20 protein-coding genes are annotated in these 15,073 nt (G+C 65.7%); 6 read left to right on the forward strand and 14 right to left on the reverse strand.

Translation table 11 applies throughout. The features are described 5' to 3' along the window. Nucleotides 1–38 precede the first annotated feature (38 nt). The 5 genes from C492_RS03545 to C492_RS03565 form a co-directional block, all read right to left on the reverse strand. Entirely contained in the window at nucleotides 39–863 is an 825-nt protein-coding gene (locus C492_RS03545) for an MBL fold metallo-hydrolase (protein WP_008420533.1), read from the reverse strand. 69 nt (nucleotides 864–932) lie between these two features. Beyond that, nucleotides 933–1,256 carry a hypothetical protein gene (locus C492_RS03550; protein WP_008420535.1) on the reverse strand — a complete coding sequence of 108 codons (324 nt, stop codon included), beginning with the start codon at nucleotides 1,254–1,256 and terminating at the stop codon, nucleotides 933–935. A gap of 562 nt (nucleotides 1,257–1,818) precedes the next feature. Continuing rightward, nucleotides 1,819–2,238, reverse strand: a complete 420-nt coding sequence (locus C492_RS03555) for a DUF2237 family protein (protein WP_008420537.1) — start codon at nucleotides 2,236–2,238, stop codon at nucleotides 1,819–1,821. A 55-nt stretch (nucleotides 2,239–2,293) separates the two neighbouring features. Then, nucleotides 2,294–3,082, reverse strand: coding sequence for a PHP domain-containing protein (locus C492_RS03560; RefSeq protein WP_008420538.1), 789 nt, complete (start codon nucleotides 3,080–3,082; stop codon nucleotides 2,294–2,296). A gap of 48 nt (nucleotides 3,083–3,130) precedes the next feature. Next, complete coding sequence (locus C492_RS03565) at nucleotides 3,131–4,513, reverse strand: ATP-binding protein (protein ID WP_008420539.1); 1,383 nt, start codon at nucleotides 4,511–4,513, stop codon at nucleotides 3,131–3,133. 110 nt (nucleotides 4,514–4,623) lie between these two features. Here C492_RS03565 and C492_RS03570 point away from each other — a divergent pair, with 110 nt between their 5' ends. After that, a complete protein-coding gene (locus C492_RS03570) occupies nucleotides 4,624–4,992 on the forward strand; it encodes a universal stress protein (RefSeq protein WP_008420540.1) in 369 nt (122 codons plus the stop codon). 2 nt (nucleotides 4,993–4,994) lie between these two features. Further along, a complete protein-coding gene (locus C492_RS03575; protein WP_049892663.1) occupies nucleotides 4,995–5,558 on the forward strand; it encodes a GNAT family N-acetyltransferase in 564 nt (187 codons plus the stop codon). Between the two features lie 20 nt (nucleotides 5,559–5,578). Here the strand turns inward: C492_RS03575 and C492_RS03580 are convergent, their stop codons facing one another. After that, nucleotides 5,579–6,037: a universal stress protein gene (locus C492_RS03580; RefSeq protein ID WP_008420543.1), complete on the reverse strand. Its 459-nt coding sequence runs from the start codon at nucleotides 6,035–6,037 to the stop codon at nucleotides 5,579–5,581. 161 nt (nucleotides 6,038–6,198) lie between these two features. Between C492_RS03580 and C492_RS03585 the strand changes: the two genes are divergently transcribed. Both C492_RS03585 and C492_RS03590 read left to right on the forward strand, forming a co-directional pair. Beyond that, a complete protein-coding gene (locus C492_RS03585) occupies nucleotides 6,199–6,645 on the forward strand; it encodes a universal stress protein (protein ID WP_008420545.1) in 447 nt (148 codons plus the stop codon). A gap of 51 nt (nucleotides 6,646–6,696) precedes the next feature. After that, entirely contained in the window at nucleotides 6,697–7,953 is a 1,257-nt protein-coding gene (locus tag C492_RS03590; RefSeq protein ID WP_008420546.1) for a DHH family phosphoesterase, read from the forward strand. A gap of 43 nt (nucleotides 7,954–7,996) precedes the next feature. On the opposite strand, the gene C492_RS03595 is transcribed toward C492_RS03590, so the two are convergent. The 8 genes from C492_RS03595 to C492_RS03630 all read right to left on the reverse strand — a co-directional run bounded on the left by C492_RS03595 (nucleotide 7,997) and on the right by C492_RS03630 (nucleotide 13,146). After that, nucleotides 7,997–8,695: a Bax inhibitor 1 family protein gene (locus tag C492_RS03595; protein WP_008420547.1), complete on the reverse strand. Its 699-nt coding sequence runs from the start codon at nucleotides 8,693–8,695 to the stop codon at nucleotides 7,997–7,999. Between the two features lie 50 nt (nucleotides 8,696–8,745). After that, nucleotides 8,746–9,174: a DUF5807 family protein gene (locus tag C492_RS03600; RefSeq protein ID WP_008420549.1), complete on the reverse strand. Its 429-nt coding sequence runs from the start codon at nucleotides 9,172–9,174 to the stop codon at nucleotides 8,746–8,748. A 37-nt stretch (nucleotides 9,175–9,211) separates the two neighbouring features. Continuing rightward, nucleotides 9,212–9,610 carry a DUF7500 family protein gene (locus tag C492_RS03605; RefSeq protein ID WP_008420551.1) on the reverse strand — a complete coding sequence of 133 codons (399 nt, stop codon included), beginning with the start codon at nucleotides 9,608–9,610 and terminating at the stop codon, nucleotides 9,212–9,214. A gap of 4 nt (nucleotides 9,611–9,614) precedes the next feature. Then, a complete protein-coding gene (locus tag C492_RS03610; RefSeq protein ID WP_008420552.1) occupies nucleotides 9,615–10,274 on the reverse strand; it encodes a hypothetical protein in 660 nt (219 codons plus the stop codon). 191 nt (nucleotides 10,275–10,465) lie between these two features. Continuing rightward, nucleotides 10,466–11,026 (reverse strand): archaellin/type IV pilin N-terminal domain-containing protein, encoded by a 561-nt coding sequence (locus C492_RS03615; protein ID WP_008420553.1) that lies wholly within the window; start codon nucleotides 11,024–11,026, stop codon nucleotides 10,466–10,468. Nucleotides 11,027–11,029: 3 nt separating this feature from the next. Then, nucleotides 11,030–11,620, reverse strand: coding sequence for an archaellin/type IV pilin N-terminal domain-containing protein (locus tag C492_RS03620; RefSeq protein ID WP_008420554.1), 591 nt, complete (start codon nucleotides 11,618–11,620; stop codon nucleotides 11,030–11,032). 9 nt (nucleotides 11,621–11,629) lie between these two features. Continuing rightward, nucleotides 11,630–12,433, reverse strand: coding sequence for an archaellin/type IV pilin N-terminal domain-containing protein (locus tag C492_RS03625; RefSeq protein ID WP_008420555.1), 804 nt, complete (start codon nucleotides 12,431–12,433; stop codon nucleotides 11,630–11,632). Between the two features lie 2 nt (nucleotides 12,434–12,435). Then, nucleotides 12,436–13,146: an archaellin/type IV pilin N-terminal domain-containing protein gene (locus tag C492_RS03630; RefSeq protein WP_049892666.1), complete on the reverse strand. Its 711-nt coding sequence runs from the start codon at nucleotides 13,144–13,146 to the stop codon at nucleotides 12,436–12,438. Between the two features lie 422 nt (nucleotides 13,147–13,568). On the opposite strand from C492_RS03630, the gene C492_RS03635 reads away from it, so the two are divergent. Both C492_RS03635 and C492_RS03640 read left to right on the forward strand, forming a co-directional pair. Beyond that, nucleotides 13,569–14,621 carry a FlaD/FlaE family flagellar protein gene (locus C492_RS03635; RefSeq protein WP_008420557.1) on the forward strand — a complete coding sequence of 351 codons (1,053 nt, stop codon included), beginning with the start codon at nucleotides 13,569–13,571 and terminating at the stop codon, nucleotides 14,619–14,621. 17 nt (nucleotides 14,622–14,638) lie between these two features. Continuing rightward, the gene (locus tag C492_RS03640) at nucleotides 14,639–15,073 is read left to right on the forward strand and encodes a flagellin (protein ID WP_008420558.1); all 435 of its coding nucleotides are present in this window, start codon (nucleotides 14,639–14,641) and stop codon (nucleotides 15,071–15,073) included.

Genomic DNA, 15,073 nt, shown 5'->3' on the forward strand with positions numbered 1-15,073 from the left:
GTCGTTGGCGCGCGAGCGGGATAAACCTGCCCCGGCGTCTAGAGGACGTACGCCTCGCCGTCTACCGCCAGGGGTTCCTCGAACGCCTCGTCGGCGGGGTAGTAGTGCGCGAGGTGGACGAGCCGAGTTCGGTCGGCCTCGAGTTCGTCGGCCAGCGCCAGCGCCCCCTCGCGGGTCATGTGTTTCGAGCCGAAGGTGTAGGGGGTCCCGTCGGGCCCCTCGTGGCGTCCGCCGGCGGGGTGGGACGCACAGAGATGCGCGGGGACGATCGCATCGGCCAGCAGAAGGTCCGGATCGGCGAGGATCTCCCGGGAGCGCTCGGGAACGGCGTAGTTCGTATCGCCCGTGAGCGACAGTTTCGCCCCCGTCTCGGGATCCTCGATCGCGAGGCCGTAACAGACCAGCGGCGGGTGATCGACCGGGACGAGCGTCACGTCGAGCCCGCAGATCCGGATCGGCTCGAGCGGCGTCGTCGGCCGAACCGAGATCGTGTTCAGGTAGTGGTAGTCGTCGGCGACGGTCTCCGCGACGCTCTTTCCGGTCCGCGGGTCGGTCTCGTCGGCCGCGTACACATCGAGCGAGTCGAACACCCGGAAGGCGTTGCCCAGGCCGTCGAGGTGGTCGAAGTGGACGTGAGTGACGATTCCGGCGTCGGGCAGCGGCACCTCCTCGCGGAGGAACTGGGTGCGAAAGTCCGGGCTGAAGTCGACCAGCAGCGACTCGTCGGTGCGCTCGTTCTCGACGTGGACCGAAAAGCGAGTGCGCTCGAGGCCGCGCTCCCGGGCGAGCCGGCAGGTCTCGCAGTCACAGCCCACGGTCGGCGTCCCGGTCGTGTCGCCGGTGCCGAGCAGGGTGACGCGCATCCCTACCGCACCTCCCCGGTCGCGGTGCCGGTACGGTCGCGGCCCGCGCCCGGATCGGGTCTTCGCGGCCTACACATACACCTCCCCTTCGGCGAACGCCCGCTCGACGAACTCGTGGTCCCGGCGCTCCTCGTAGCGCTCGGCCGGCAGCACGTGCACCTCGAGGACGGTGCCGTGCTCGAGGCCGACCTCGCGGGCCAGCGCCTCGAGTTCGCGTTCGGGTTCGAGATCCTCGAGTACCAGTAGCAGTTCCGCCTCGCCGTGGACGCCCCGCTCGTCGCCGCGGACGGCGCTGCCGAACGCGACGAGGTGACGGATCGACTCGCCGTACTCGGCCTGCGCCCGCCGGGCGAACGCGTCGGCGGCGTCCGTCCGATTCGATCCATCGGTCATCTACCGGCCATTCGGAGCCGTCGTATAAAGGGCGTTCCCCGACCCGTCGCCAGTTCGGTCGGTTCCTCGAGCCGTTTCGCTCCCGTCGGAATCCGGCGTGCGTGTTCTCTCCGAGTGCGTATGGTCCGTCCGGCCTCGAGTCTGCACCTCTGACTGACCACCAATGGGCGGGACTGAAAGGGGCTGGCCCGCTCGGGGGAGCGAGGCGACGTAAGCACCGACCGAGCGGAGCGAGGGAGGCGCACAGCGAGCCGCAGCCCTCGAGCGGGCCAGGGGCTTTCGTGGTAATATCTCGGGGATTGGGTCCTGCTCGCACGAACACAGGGGATCGCCACGCCCTCCCCAACCGATTCGCTCGGTCGCATCGCTCCCTCGCTCATCCCTCGCACAGCGTCGTCGACCGTCTTCACTGATGTTCAGCCGGTCGACAGCGCGCGCCACTGCAGGGGAGGATGGTCAGAACAAAGCGATACGTCATTCGCCTGTACGCAACGGGTTCTCGAGCGAGTTTCGAGCGAATTTTCACTCGAAAACAAGGAGACAGTGGAGACCGTGTTGCCGATCAGTTCGCCGACCCGGGGACCGAGCCGGAACTCGAGCCCGACGGGTCGTCGTCCCGCGGGTCGTACTCGTGTTCGCGGAGCAGATCCGGCTCGACGTCCCGGAGGACGGCCTCGTGGGTCGCCTCGAGCACCACCGGGGGCGCACAGTTTTCCTCCTCGGCCTCGAGCCAGCGCCCCAGGCAGAGACACCAGCGGTCGCCGGGCTCGAGCCCGGGAAACTCGAGTTCGGGACGAGGCGTCGTGAGATCGTTGCCGCGGGCCTTGCTGAACTGTAAGAACTCCTCGGTGAGGACGGCACAGAGTTCGTGACGGCCCCGGTCGCCCTCGACGCGCCGACAGCAGCCGTCCCGCAGGAAGCCGGTGGTCGGGTCGGTGCTACAGGGCTCGAGCTCGGTGCCGAACACGTTCCGGTCGGTCATGTCGAACTCGTCGGACGGCGAGCGGAAAAGCGTGGTGTCGCCGACTCGAGCCCGGTTACTCCGCGTGGGGCTCCAGGCTCGGCGGGCTCACCGGCTCGAGGTCCCGCTCGGTCAGGAACTCCTCGAGGAACGCCGCTCGCTCACCGATCTCGTCCGGGGCGTGGGAATCGGTGCCAAGCGTCACGGCAACGTCGTACTCCCGCAGCGACTCGAGGAACTCCGGATCGGGGTGGACGAGCGGGTCCTCGCGGGTCGCCCGCCCGGCGTTGATCTCGGGGACCGTCCGGGAGTCGGCGAAGGCCCGCGCGACCCGCTCGTAGTGGTCGGTCGTCGTCCGTCCCCGTAGCGGGGGCGTGCGCTCGATCAGGTCGAGGTGGGCCGCGACGTCGAACAGCTCCGAGTCGATCAGCGCCACGAGTCGATCGATGTAGTCGTCGACGACGTCGTCCCGTCCGGATTCGGACAGCTCCTCGAAATTCGAGGCCACCTGGACGTTCTCGTCCTCGACGGCGTGGACGCTGCCGATCGTATACTGGAAGTTCGCTTCTTCGAGGAAGGCCGCGATCTCGGGCTCGTCGCGGGGGTCGTAGTCCATCTCGACGGCGTCGTAGACGTCGATGTCGGCGCGTGCGCGGACCTGCTCGATCGCGTCGCGTCGGCGCTCGTAGGTCAGATCGAGGTTGAACCCGTAGCGGTTGCGAGTGGCGCTTGCCGCCTCCCGTGAGCTGATCGAACAGTGGTCGGTCAGTCCGATCCCCTCGAGTCCCGCCTCCTCGGCGGCTCGGACCATCCCCGGCAGAAAGGAGCCGTCGGAGTAGTTCGTGTGGGCGTGGAAGTCGTACACACCGGCTCGAGGCCGCCCGAACAGTTGGCCGTTGCGCTCTCGGTCGGGTCAGTGGTCGTGGTCGTGATCGTGACCGTCGCCGCCGCCGACGTCGCCGCCCGCGACGAGGGCGTCGTGGTCGCCGTCGATCATGTCCATGTTCTTCAGGTTGTCCCGCTCCTCGAACTCCTCGACGGCGTTGAGCAGGTCGTCCTGGGTCAGTGCTGTCCGGTCTTCGGTCAACGCCTCGAGGACGGCCTCCCGGAGCACCATCCGGAGGTCGCTGCCGGTCATTCCCTCGGTAACCTCGGCGACGAGTTCGGGGTCGAACTCGTCGATTCGCATCTGTCGGGTGATCACCCGCAGGATGTCGGCCCGCATGTCGTAGTCGGGCTTGGGGAAGTTGACGATCTCGTCGAACCGACGCCAGGCCGCGGCGTCTAACTGGTCGGGGTGGTTCGTCGCCCCGATCAGGAGCACGTCGTCCTGGATCAGCGAGATGTTGTCGATGCTTTTGAGCAGGGTATTCACTGCGCGCTTCAGGGCGGCGTGTTCGTCGCTGCGGCGGGTCTTGGCGACGAAGTCGAACTCGTCGATGAAGAGGATACACGGCGAGAGTCGCTTCGCGACCTCGAAGGTCTTGTCGACGTTTTTGGCCGTCTCGCCGAGGTACTGGGAGGTGATCATCGAGAGTTTGACCTCGACGAAGGGGAGATCCATATCCTGGGCCAGCGCCTGTGCGGTCGAGGTCTTGCCCGTCCCCGGCGGGCCGACGAACAGCAGCTTCCCGATCTCGCGCAGGCCGATCTCCGCGAGGTAGTCGCGGTGTTCGATCGCCTTCGCGATCTTGTCGATCTCGGCCTCCTGGTCGGCGGTCAACACGAGGTCGTCGAGGGTGACGTCGACCTCCTCGGGCGCTCGGACGTCGACGAGATCGAGCATCTCCTCGTCTTCCTCCTCGTCGAAGTACTCCTCGAGCAGGCCGTCGATCCAGACCCGATCGGCCTGGATCGGCCGGTTTCGCTCGCGGGCCTCCTCGTGGGTGGCGTCGACGTCGTGCTCGTCGGCCTCGGCGAAGTGTTTCGCGAGCGTCGGGTTCTCGAGCAGGCGCTCGTCGTCGACCCGTTCGAGGTACCACTGCTCGGCCATCCCCTCCTCGGTGAGGCTGATCGTCCCGGAGAACTCGTCGCGGTCGGTAAACATCAGCTCGGAGACCGCCTCCCAGGGGCGGTCGACTCCCGTCGCCTCGCGTGCGGTGCTGTTCGTCGCCGAGAGGGGCCGAGTGATCCCCCCGCGGGTACGGTCGTCCTCGTCGTCGCCGTCGTCGCTCCCGCCCGTCCAGAACACCCGTCGGTACGACGGCGGGAGATCGTTCTCGTCCAGCGTCCTGTCGTCGGAGTAGACGCTCGTCGTGAGCACGAACTCGACGACATCGAGCGCTGCGTCACTCATTCGGTCAACGTATTCTCCACGCGCCCTTAACGTCGTCGTCACGCGGCCGGCGTCCGGGGCGCGAAGCGGGCGGCACAACGGTTTTCGTCCACTAGCTCACACACGTAGCCATGAACGTGTTGCTGGGTCTCGCCGGAAGCGACGAATCGATCACGGCGCTGCGCCGCACTATCGACAGAACGAGCGAGATCGGCGACGATCTCACCGTCGCCGTCCTCGAGAAGGCCGATACGGAGCGCTCCCAGGAGGAGATGTACCGCCAGGCCGAGAAGCTGCTCTCGGAAGCCGAGGTCGACGCCGAGCTCGAACGGCTCCAGGGCGATCCGGGCGCCTCGCTGGTCGACTACGCCGAACAGGGCGAGTTCGACCAGCTGGTCATCGGCGGGGGCACGATCAGCCCGATGGGGAAGATCCAGCTCGGATCGCTCACCGAGTTCGTCCTGCTGAACGCTCCGACGACGGTCAAGCTGGTGCGATAACGATGCCCGATCGAGTGTATCCCGACGGGACGTCGGGACCGTTCCCCGCCCCGCCGACGACCGACACCGACCAGTCGGGTCGGGAGATCGAGTACCGGGTCGTCGAGAAGTTCGCCGGCGAGGCCCTCGAGGACACCGTCGAGATGTACGTCGAGTTCGATCCGACCGATCGCGCCCAGGGGATCCCGCCGACGGGCGAGGAACGGATCCGCAACTGGCTCGAGGCGATCGCCGAGAGCAGCGTCAACGTCGTCGCTCGCCACGGCGAGGACGTCGTCGGCCACGCCGTGCTCGTCCCCGACGTCGACGATCCCGCCGCGGTCGGCGACGTCGGCGAGATCGAGTGGGAGCTGGCGATCTTCGTCCTGCAGGCCTACCAGGAGTCCGGCATCGGCACCCAGCTACTCAAACACCTGCTGGGCCACGCCGACGAGCTGGGCATCCGGCACGTCTGGCTGACCGTCGAGCGCTGGAACACGCCGGCGATCGCGCTGTACGAACGGGTCGGGTTCGAGCCCACCGGGACGGAGAGCTTCGAGCAGGAGATGGGAATCCTGCTCGAGTAGCCGGCTGCAACCGCGCGGAGCTACACCGAGAGAACGGGCTGGCTCGCGTAGGAAAGGACGTACTCCGCGGCCTTCTCGAGTACTTCCGCCGGCGCGCCGGTCACGGGTTCGCGGGGCAGCACGATGAAATCGGCGTTGACGGCGTCGGCGGTGTCGAGGACGACGTTTCCGGGATGACGGGTCTTTCGCGTCGTCGAGAACCCGTGGTCGACCGACGTCGACAGCGAAACGTCGGCGTCCGCGGCGATCCGACCGACGTCGTCGAGAAACTCCTGCGTGCTGTCGGCGACCTCGTCCTCCTCGACGGTGCCGGCGTCGAGCCCGCGGACGACGCCCCGCCCGAGCACGAACACCGCGTGCACGGATGCGTCGTACCGGTCGGCGACGGCGACGGCGTACTCGACGGCGGTCGCAGATTCCTCGCTCCCGTCGACCGGCGCGAGAACCGTGTCGACGGTAAACGACTCGCTGGCGTCCATACGCTCGAGTGTGTGTTCCGGCGTCAAAAAGACTCCCCCACCGATCCCGACGCCGACGGCGACCTCGCCGAGCTCACCCCGGGTCCGGTCGCCCCGTCGAGCGAACCCGAGCGTGCCGCGCCAACGGGAGCGTTTAAGCCGCGGCGACCGTACGTGGGGGTATGTTCGAGACGGTCGTCATCGCCACGGACGGCTCCGACAGCGTCAACCGCGCGGTCGACGTCGCGCTCGACCTCACCGAGAAGTTCGACGCCGAGATCCACGTCCTCTCGGTGATCGACGCCAGCGAGGTCGACGCCTCGCCCGAACAGCTCCGCGAGGAGCTGCGCACCGCCCTCGAGACGACCGCCGACGCCGCGATCGCGTCCGTCGAGGATCGTACCGACGACGACGTGACGACCGCCGTCAGGGAGGGCCGACCCGCCGCGGAGATCTGCGAGTACGCCCGGGCGGTCGACGCCGACGTCATCGCTACCGGAACCCGCGGTCGCCACGGCGAGAACCGCCTGCTGCTCGGCAGCGTCGCCGAACGCGTCGTCCGCCGCTCGCCGGCGCCCGTGATGACGGTCCGCCAGCTCGAGACGACCGACGACGCCGCGGCGAGCTGATCGGGGTCGACGATCGGCGGTTACTTCCCGCCAGCCCGTCCAGTGGTGGGTATGTACGACGAGCTCATCGACAGCGCCGACTTGCCGACCGCTCGCAAGTCGGTGCTTCCCGGAACCGGCTTCTTCCTCCCTGACGACCTCGAGGAGGATCTGGAGGACGAGCAGACCAAAGCGGCCCTCGAGGGCGCCGAGGTCGCGGTCGTCGCCGATCCGGACGCCGACGGGCTAGCCTGTGTCGCCCTGCTCCGGGAGGCCTACGGCGACGTTCGGAACGTTCCCGAGCGCGACGGGACGGCGGACGAGGAGGGCGCCGACGCCGCCGACGACGCCAACGAGGAGAACCTCGCGCTCGCCGCGGGGGAGGCCGAGGACCCGCTCGAGGAGCCCGAACCCACGCCCCACTCCGTCGCGCTCGTTCCCGCCAGCCCCCACGACGTCGAGGACGCGCTGGCGCGGGTCGCCGAGTACGGCGACGAGGGGATCGACCTGTTCGTCTGTGACCTCTGTCCCGACAAGTACGACTACGTCGAGGACGAGCTCGCGGCGGCGCTCGAGACGGCCGAACGGGTCTCGTGGTACGACCACCACCAGTGGGGCGACGAGGTCGCTGCGGCGGTTCGGGACGCGGGGGTCGACCTCGTCGTCGGGGACTCCGACGAGGAGTGTTCGGCCGACGTCGTCTTCCGCTCGCTCGAGTACGACTTCTCCCCGATGTACGAGGAGCTGGCGGCCGTCACGCGGGACCACGACCTCTGGCTGCGCGAGGATCCCCGCAGCGACGATCTGGCGGACTACGCCTACTGGACCGACCCCGCCGAGTACGTCGAGGTCGTCCGGGAGTACGGCGTCGACCTGCCCGAGTGGGTCGGGGACTTTCTGACCGAGCGTCGCGTCGAGAAGGGGGCGCTGATCGAGCAGGCCGTCGGGCGCGCGGAGTTCCGCGAAATCTGCGGCTACACGGTCGGGATCACCTACGGGCGCTGCTCGCAAAACGAGGTCGCCGAGGCGATGCGCGAACGGGGCGCCGACGCCTCGATCGTCGTCAAACCCGCGGGGTCGGCGTCGATCCGGGGGACCGACGAGTTCGAGCGCTGCCACGAGGTGGCGGGGCAAGTCAACGGCGGGGGCCACCCGAAGGCCGCGGGCTGTAAGCCGGACATCTACGACGACATGCTCGACTACGCGATGCACTGGACCTCGCGGGGCGCGGTCGCGAAGCAGGTGTTGCTTGACGCGTTCCGCGACGTCGCCGAATCGACGGAAGAAGCGCCAGAGACGACCGACGACGCGGACGAGGAGTCGGCGTAGGGAAGGGCAGATCGTCGTCGGCTCGAGCCGCCTCGATTCGCTTCTACTGCTGTGAGAGGACGTAGGCCCGAACGAGCTGCAGGACGTGGACGAACACCCCGGCGACGGCGACGTAGACGCCGATCGTCTGTAGGCCGACCGAGGCGTTGCGGTTGTCTCGAACCTGCCAGATCTCGTAGCCGAGTCGGAGGATAAAGCCGAGGAATATCAGGACGAAACCGACCAGCAACAGTTCCGAGAGGACGAAGCTGCCGACGAGGATCGCGACGATCCCGCCGAGGAACCCGTAGGTGGAGAACCGCCCCCAGTGTTCGAACGTGATCGAGCGGGCGTAGACGTACGTCGAGACCAGCGCCAGCAGGACCGCGGTGACGATCGCCGTCGCGCCGAGGATCGTGACCCGCGTCTCCGCGGGCAGGAACGCGATGACGCCGGCGCCGAAGGCCGCGAACGCGACCTGAAGGATCGCCATTCCGACGAACGCCGTGCCCGTACTCCCGTTCTCGACGCCGCGCTCGGCGATCAGATCGCCGATCGTGATCGCCGCGCCGTAGACGAGGACGCCGACGATCGGCACGGAAAACACGAGCTGGTTTACCTCCGCTATCGGCGTCGTCGCGAAGGCGTACATCAGCGCGACCGTGATCGCCATCAGGCCGCTCGCGCCGCCGACGACCGCCACCTCGCGGCGCGACAGTCCGAAGCCCCGGTCGGTCTCACGGCGGGTCTCGTAGGAACTCATCGGGCTCGAGTAGTCGGGCCGTCAGCAAAAGGCTGCTCCCCGCTCGGCGCCTACGAGTCCTCGACGTTCCAGCGGTCCGAGTAGGCCGTCCCGCAGGAACACTGCGCGTAGGCGTGGACGACCGCGCCCTCGGCGTAGATCCCGCCCACGTCCTCGTTCTGTTCCTCCGCGAAGGCGAACACGAACTGCGGCTCGTGATCGCCGTCCGCGTCGGCGTCGGGACACTCCCCGCTGGTGAGGTCGTCGCCGATCTCGCTTTCGCGTTGCATCGCGGTCTTGGCGAAGCTCATCGCGTCGGTGTCGGTCGCGGCCTTGAAGGCGTTGCGGCCGCTCTCGCCGTCGACGATCATCACGATGCCGTCCTCGACGGGATCGCCGAACTTCTCGAGGCGGTCGTCCGCGACGTAGGAATCCGCCAGGAACAGCGCGACGTCGTCGGGGCGCTCCCCGGCCAGGAACTCCTCGCGTGGATCACTCATACCGCGCCATCGTCGCTCGAGCGGGAAAAAGGACGCGTCATCCCCTCGAGTCGAGGTCGGCGTGCTCGAGCATCAGCCCCAGGGTCTCCTCGGGGGAGCGGTCGCCGTCCAGCCGAGTGGCGTACCAGGTCACCAGCTCCGCGAACACCTCGCGAACGTCGCTCGAGGCCGCGCGGTGGCGCGCGAGTTCGCCGTCGACCTTCAGGGCGACCTCGACCGCGTGGGGCTCGGGGGCGTCGGCGATGCCCTCGCCGACCGACGGCCTCGAGCGATCGGTTCCGCCGCGGCCGTCGGGTAGCGTCGTTCCCGACCGCTCGCCGTCGTCCTCCGAGCGCACCAGAAAGCGGTTCTCGCCCAGCTCGTCGACCGAGTCGTGCTCGAGCGAGAGTTCCTCGGGGGCGAGCACGCCCTCGTCGCGCGGGAGGTCCTCGGTCATACGGTTAGTTGCTCCGGTTCTCGAGGCCGTCGTCGGTCGTGTTGGCGGTCCCGTTCGCGGCGGTCTCGTTGCCGACCGCCTCGACGTCGTCCTCGTAGACCTTGGTGTTCATGATGTTGCTCCAGAGGGTCACCCGATTCATGTCGATCCCCTGCCCGCTCTCGTTGCCGACCGTTCCGTTATCCGCGCTGGCGTTCGCCGTTTCGTTCGCGACCGACCCGTCGCTCGCGGTCTCGTTGCCCTCGGCGTCGAACCGCGTGACCCACTCGGTGTCGATCCCCCAGCCCAGCGCCTGGCCGTCGAAGGGGTTCGCGACCTCGCTGTAGAGAAAGTCGATCTCCGAACCCCGCCGGATCAACGCCCGCTTGTACACCTCGTAGATCACCATGATCTCCTCGTCCGAGGCCTCGACGTCCTCGGCCTCGGACTCGTAGGTCAGGTACAGTTCGTTCTCCTCGCGGGCGAGTTCCTCGACCGCGATCCCGTTGTCCTCGAGAAAGTAGTAGAACTCTTCGGGAGAGCCCGCTCGAGGCTCGCTCGGCTCCTCCGGCTGAATCTGTCCGGACTGGCCGAGCAGCGACCCGAGACAGCCCGCGGTTCCGACGGTGGCGGTCGCTGCGGCTGTAGCTAGCAGGCGGCGTCTCGAGGTGGCGTCGTCGATCATACTCTCAGTGGTTAGTATACCTGTAAAAATCTCTGGGCGATATCGAGCGGTGAGTTCTGAGGGACAGATCGCACCGTTGTACCAATCTGTAGCTATAATCACCCTCTCGGGTTTCAGTGGTTCCGTCTTTTGAGTAGTTCCGTAGTATACTCGATCGCTTCCAAAATATGGAAGGGGCTGTTGAGCCGCGATTAGACGTTAGCGACGGTCTGATCGTCGCTAACAGTCTGAGGCATCGTCACGCCGTAGCTGAACTGCGCACCGGACTGATCGATAAGCTCAACCGTCGCGCTGTCGCCAGGTTGTAGGGCTCCGGCAGCAGTCGAACTGAGATCGATCGTCATCTCGACTCGGTCGCTAGTAGCTGTCAGCGATTCACCGTCAGGTTCAACCGCACCGTTACTAGTAGCGAGGGTGATCGAATTATCCGAATCGGTGTACTGGATCGTCATCGAATCCAGATCGATGACGTCAGATCCGGCAGACTTCTTCACTATCAGGTTGAGGTCTTCGAATCCAGTGGTCGTATCACCATCAGAATCCTCTGCATAGGCGTGGACGACTTCGATCTGGTTTGCCACTGCCTGCTGGGTTTCTGTGCCGGTGTCGGAAGCTTGACTCTGGAGCGAACCAGCCGTGTTAATCAGAACGCCGGCCGCGATCGCTGCAACCAGCACCATCGCGATGAACACGATGAGCGTCCCGATGCCGACCTGACCGCGATCGTTATCGTTTGCGATTGTTTCGAACATGGATTAGACCTCCACGACGCTACCTTCGAAGGTTGCCGGCACAGTTACGCCGTACGAGAACTGCGCTCCGGACTGATCGACGAGTTCGATCGTTGCGCTATCTCCAGCCTCGAGGGTTTCACCATCTAGATTTTCAGCAATACTTATGGATATTTCAATGCGGTCGCCGGTGTCGGTGAGCGCCGTAGCATCTGCCGTATCTGCTAGTGCGGTCGTTCCGAAATCGCCGACAGAATCGGCAGTCCCAGCATACTGAAGCGATTCCGACGTAGTTTCGCTCGTGTACTGGAGGGTCATCGATTCCATATCGATAACGTCCGAACCGGCAGATTTCTTCACGACGAAGTGGAGGTCGGTGACTCCATTCGTACCGTTGGTGTCACCGTACGCATGAACGACTTCGATCTGGTTCGCCACTGCCTGTTGGGTCTCTGTACCTGTGTCGGAAGCCTGGCTCTGGAGCGAGCCGGCCGTGTTGATCAGAACGCCGGCCGCGATCGCCGCGACTAGGACCATCGCGATGAACACGATGAGCGTTCCAATACCGACCTGACCGCGATCGTTTTCGGAGTTTGAGTTCTGTGTGTTAATCATTGTATCACGTTAGACGGATACGACTGGTTGTTCTGCTGGGTGGTCGACAGTCTGGGGCATCGTTACACCGTAAGTGTACTCAGCACCGGACTGATCGACAAGTTGAATCGAGACGCTGTCACCGGGTTCGAGAGCGGTGGGTTGGTTCTGCTGGTCAGTCCAGCCGGTACCGCCAATACCGCCGTCCGAAGTTTCGTCGCCGATCAGCGGAATAATGACGTCGACGCGATCTTCGGTTTCGGTAAGCGATGTTTCTACAGTGCTACGATCGGCAGCATCTGTCGTAACAAAGAACGGTTCTAGACCCTCATTAGTCCCCAGGCTAGACGTATTTCCAATATTATCTACCTGACTCTCGTGTGAGAGCGTGTGGGATTCCTCACCGCTCGTATACTGGACGGTCGTTGACGAGAGATCGATGACATCAGACCCGGCCGACTGTTTAACCGACAGCCGAAGCTCGTTGTAGGTCTTTTCGTTGTTGATCTGGTACTCTGCAGCGTCCTCTACGTTCTCACCGGGAATAGAGACGGGATTAACCTGTGTCTCGTTGGATAGATCTCCTGGAGGATCAGTTACAGAGGCGTCCCATTCGAACTGATTTTCAGCGACAGCGTGGCTGACTTCGATCTGGTTCGCAACTGCTTGCTGCGTCTCAGACCCAGTGTCGGAGGCCTGGCTCTGGAGCGAGCCGGCCGTGTTGATCAGGACACCAGCTGCAATCGCTGCGACCAAAACCATCGCGATGAACACGATCAGCGTACCGATACCGACCTGACCGCGCTCATCTTCGGAGTGTATTCGCTCGAACATGGTTAGACCTCCACCACGTCCTTATCGACGAAGCTCGGCGGCGTCGTGATGCCGTAAGTGTACTGCGCACCGGACTGATCGGTCAACGCAACCGTCGCACTGTCTCCGGATTCGAGAGTATAGTTGCCCTCAACCGCATCGACGTCGATTCGGACAAGAACGCGATCGTCGGTTTCGGTCAGTGCAGTTCCACTTTCGGCAACGTTGACAGCGTCTTCGTCCGTGTTCTGCCCAGCTTCGATCGTTGCGAACGTATCATCGTTTTCGGCACCGACGAATCCATCTAGCGAGTTATCGCCTCCTGCATCTGTGCCATCGATACCGTGCGTATCGTTGTACTCGAGCGTCGCATCTGCCGATGCGCTCGTGTACTGGACGGTCGTCGACGTGAGGTCGATAACTTCGGATCCAGCCGACTTCTTGACGATTAGGTCAACGTATCCGACTGCATCGTCACCTTCTTCGAGATTAGTTCGAGTATTGACCGTATCGTCATTAGCTGTATATCCAACCGCATGGGTTACCTCAATTTGGTTCGCCACCGCCTGCTGGGTTTCGGTACCCGTATCGGAAGCCTGGCTCTGGAGCGAGCCGGCCGTGTTGATGAGGACGCCGGCTGCGATCGCGGCAACCAGCACCATCGCGATGAACACGATCAGCGTGCCGATACCCACCTGACCGCGTTCGTTGTTGTCTGTAATTCGTTCGAACATTGGTTGTGTTAGTGTCTCCGCGTGCCACGCGATTCCGAGCACCCCCGTACGAACGCCCACCCACCGCTGGATGGACGTCCGCGCGGGCGTGCGAGCCACCGGAGGCGGCCGCCGTCTCGAGCGTCACCCCGTTCCCACACCGTGTGACAGCGGGCTGAGAGCTGCACCGTGGATCGAGGCCGGCTCGGGCGAGCGCGGCGGCGACGCGGTTGCAGGGGTTCGTCCCCGGTCCAATTTCAAACGAGTTGATTATCAAGGTAGTTGTCAACTCACGGTTCGACTCAGGGTTCGAAACGAGGGCTGAACTCGAGGGGAGAGTTTTGACGGTGGTGTCACAAGGGGCGAGTATGTCCGAACGCAACATTGCGCGAAAAATACCGTCCGGGAGGGGTGCTCCCGGATCGACGGAGAGGCGATAGCGGATGGTCTGGAACTGGCTGCGCGGGCTGTTCGGCCGCGGGCACAGCGAGCCGGAGGCCGACCCCGCCGACGAGTGGGACGAGGAGCCGGAGCTCGAGCGAATCGACGAGGGGCCGGCGAACGACCGCCCCGAGGACGGGGAGCTCGAGGAGCCGGACGCCGACGGGGAGGCGGTCGACGCCGAGGACCCGGAGGACGAGCCCGACGACGAGTTCGCGGCCCCCGAGCCCGCACCGCTGGAGGACCCAGACGACGGACCCGAAGAGCCCGACCTCAGTTGGGCGAGTTCGTTCGCGCAGTCGGACGGTCCCGAAGCGGAGGTCGACGGCGGTGAGGAGAGCCCGGACGCCGAGGCGATCGACGATCTCTACTACCGAACCGAGGAGGTCGAGGACTCGCTCGAGGACACCGAGATGCGCTTGGACGCGATCCAGGACTCCCAGGAGCGGGTCGTCTCGCAGGTCGACGAGCTCAACGACCGCGTGCGACGGCTGCTCGGGGTCTACGATCGGGTGACCGACGACGTCAATCCCTTCACCGGCGACGGCGAGGCCGAGGGCGGCTTCGAGGTCTTCGGCGGAGACGACGCCGAGGGAACGGTCTCGTTCGACGACCTGGAAGCGGACGGGGCGGTCGAACCCGCCGACGACGCCGACGAGCCGGAACCCGTGCCCGAGTCGGATCTCGAGCCCGCCCCGGAACCGACGCCCGACCCGCAGCCGATCGACGGCGAGGAGACGGACGTCCCGACGCTCCGGGAGCTGCCCGACACCTACGCGACCGACGTCGTCGTCTTCGAGTGGCTCGCGGACCTGCTCGAGTCCGGCGGCCCGCGGGCGACCCTCGAGGCGCTGTCGTACTACGTCGAGCTCGGCTGGATCGGCGAGGACGTGCGGGCCCACCTCGAGAGCGTCCTCGCGGGGCCCGGGCTCGAGCCCGACGTCGCCGACCCCGAGCGCGGGGCGGAGCTGACCGCCGAGGACCACGCCGACAGCTACGCCTACGTCGTCCAGCTCCGGGAGATCGGCGAGATCAGACGAACGGTCGAACCCTGACCGACGGGTGATCGAGCATGGGATTCAGCACGAGCGGTGCAACGGCGATCCTTCTCGTCGGCGTCCTCGTCGCGGTCAGCGTGGCCTATCCCGTCCTACAGTCGGCACAAGACTTACGCCGGGATGCGATCGAGAACCGGGATAACCGTGCCCTCGAGGTCCAGAACGCGGCGATCGAACTCGACGCCGTCGAGCACGCCAACGGCGAGCTGACGGTGACGGCGAGCAACGACGGCGCGTCCTCGCTGTCGGCCGCGGATACGACGGTGCTGGTCGACGGCGAGATCCCCGCGGATCGCGACGTCGAGGTCGACGGGGTGTCCGGCCGAGAGCTGTGGCTCCCCGAGGAGGCGCTGACCGTCACCGTCGCGGACGCGGACCTGCCGGACGGAGATCCCGAGCGCGTCAAGCTCGTCACCGAGTACGGCGTCGCGATCACGGAGACCATCTAA

Source organism: Natronococcus jeotgali DSM 18795 (genome assembly GCF_000337695.1).
Taxonomy (GTDB): Archaea; Halobacteriota; Halobacteria; order Halobacteriales; family Natrialbaceae; genus Natronococcus; species Natronococcus jeotgali.

What these genes read in the sequence shown, in the direction of transcription:
- C492_RS03625 (WP_008420555.1), bottom strand. Translation starts at nt 12,433, where the DNA reads ATGTTCGAGCGAATACACTCCGAAGATGAGCGCGGTCAGGTCGGTATC.
- C492_RS03590 (WP_008420546.1), top strand. Translation starts at nt 6,697, where the DNA reads ATGTACGACGAGCTCATCGACAGCGCCGACTTGCCGACCGCTCGCAAG.
- C492_RS03545 (WP_008420533.1), bottom strand. Translation starts at nt 863, where the DNA reads ATGCGCGTCACCCTGCTCGGCACCGGCGACACGACCGGGACGCCGACC.
- C492_RS03610 (WP_008420552.1), bottom strand. Translation starts at nt 10,274, where the DNA reads ATGATCGACGACGCCACCTCGAGACGCCGCCTGCTAGCTACAGCCGCA.
- C492_RS03565 (WP_008420539.1), bottom strand. Translation starts at nt 4,513, where the DNA reads ATGAGTGACGCAGCGCTCGATGTCGTCGAGTTCGTGCTCACGACGAGC.
- C492_RS03615 (WP_008420553.1), bottom strand. Translation starts at nt 11,026, where the DNA reads ATGTTCGAAACAATCGCAAACGATAACGATCGCGGTCAGGTCGGCATC.
- C492_RS03570 (WP_008420540.1), top strand. Translation starts at nt 4,624, where the DNA reads ATGAACGTGTTGCTGGGTCTCGCCGGAAGCGACGAATCGATCACGGCG.
- C492_RS03640 (WP_008420558.1), top strand. Translation starts at nt 14,639, where the DNA reads ATGGGATTCAGCACGAGCGGTGCAACGGCGATCCTTCTCGTCGGCGTC.
- C492_RS03580 (WP_008420543.1), bottom strand. Translation starts at nt 6,037, where the DNA reads ATGGACGCCAGCGAGTCGTTTACCGTCGACACGGTTCTCGCGCCGGTC.
- C492_RS03620 (WP_008420554.1), bottom strand. Translation starts at nt 11,620, where the DNA reads ATGATTAACACACAGAACTCAAACTCCGAAAACGATCGCGGTCAGGTC.
- C492_RS03635 (WP_008420557.1), top strand. Translation starts at nt 13,569, where the DNA reads ATGGTCTGGAACTGGCTGCGCGGGCTGTTCGGCCGCGGGCACAGCGAG.
- C492_RS03630 (WP_049892666.1), bottom strand. Translation starts at nt 13,146, where the DNA reads ATGTTCGAACGAATTACAGACAACAACGAACGCGGTCAGGTGGGTATC.
- C492_RS03575 (WP_049892663.1), top strand. Translation starts at nt 4,995, where the DNA reads ATGCCCGATCGAGTGTATCCCGACGGGACGTCGGGACCGTTCCCCGCC.
- C492_RS03595 (WP_008420547.1), bottom strand. Translation starts at nt 8,695, where the DNA reads ATGAGTTCCTACGAGACCCGCCGTGAGACCGACCGGGGCTTCGGACTG.
- C492_RS03585 (WP_008420545.1), top strand. Translation starts at nt 6,199, where the DNA reads ATGTTCGAGACGGTCGTCATCGCCACGGACGGCTCCGACAGCGTCAAC.
- C492_RS03605 (WP_008420551.1), bottom strand. Translation starts at nt 9,610, where the DNA reads ATGACCGAGGACCTCCCGCGCGACGAGGGCGTGCTCGCCCCCGAGGAA.
- C492_RS03600 (WP_008420549.1), bottom strand. Translation starts at nt 9,174, where the DNA reads ATGAGTGATCCACGCGAGGAGTTCCTGGCCGGGGAGCGCCCCGACGAC.
- C492_RS03550 (WP_008420535.1), bottom strand. Translation starts at nt 1,256, where the DNA reads ATGACCGATGGATCGAATCGGACGGACGCCGCCGACGCGTTCGCCCGG.
- C492_RS03555 (WP_008420537.1), bottom strand. Translation starts at nt 2,238, where the DNA reads ATGACCGACCGGAACGTGTTCGGCACCGAGCTCGAGCCCTGTAGCACC.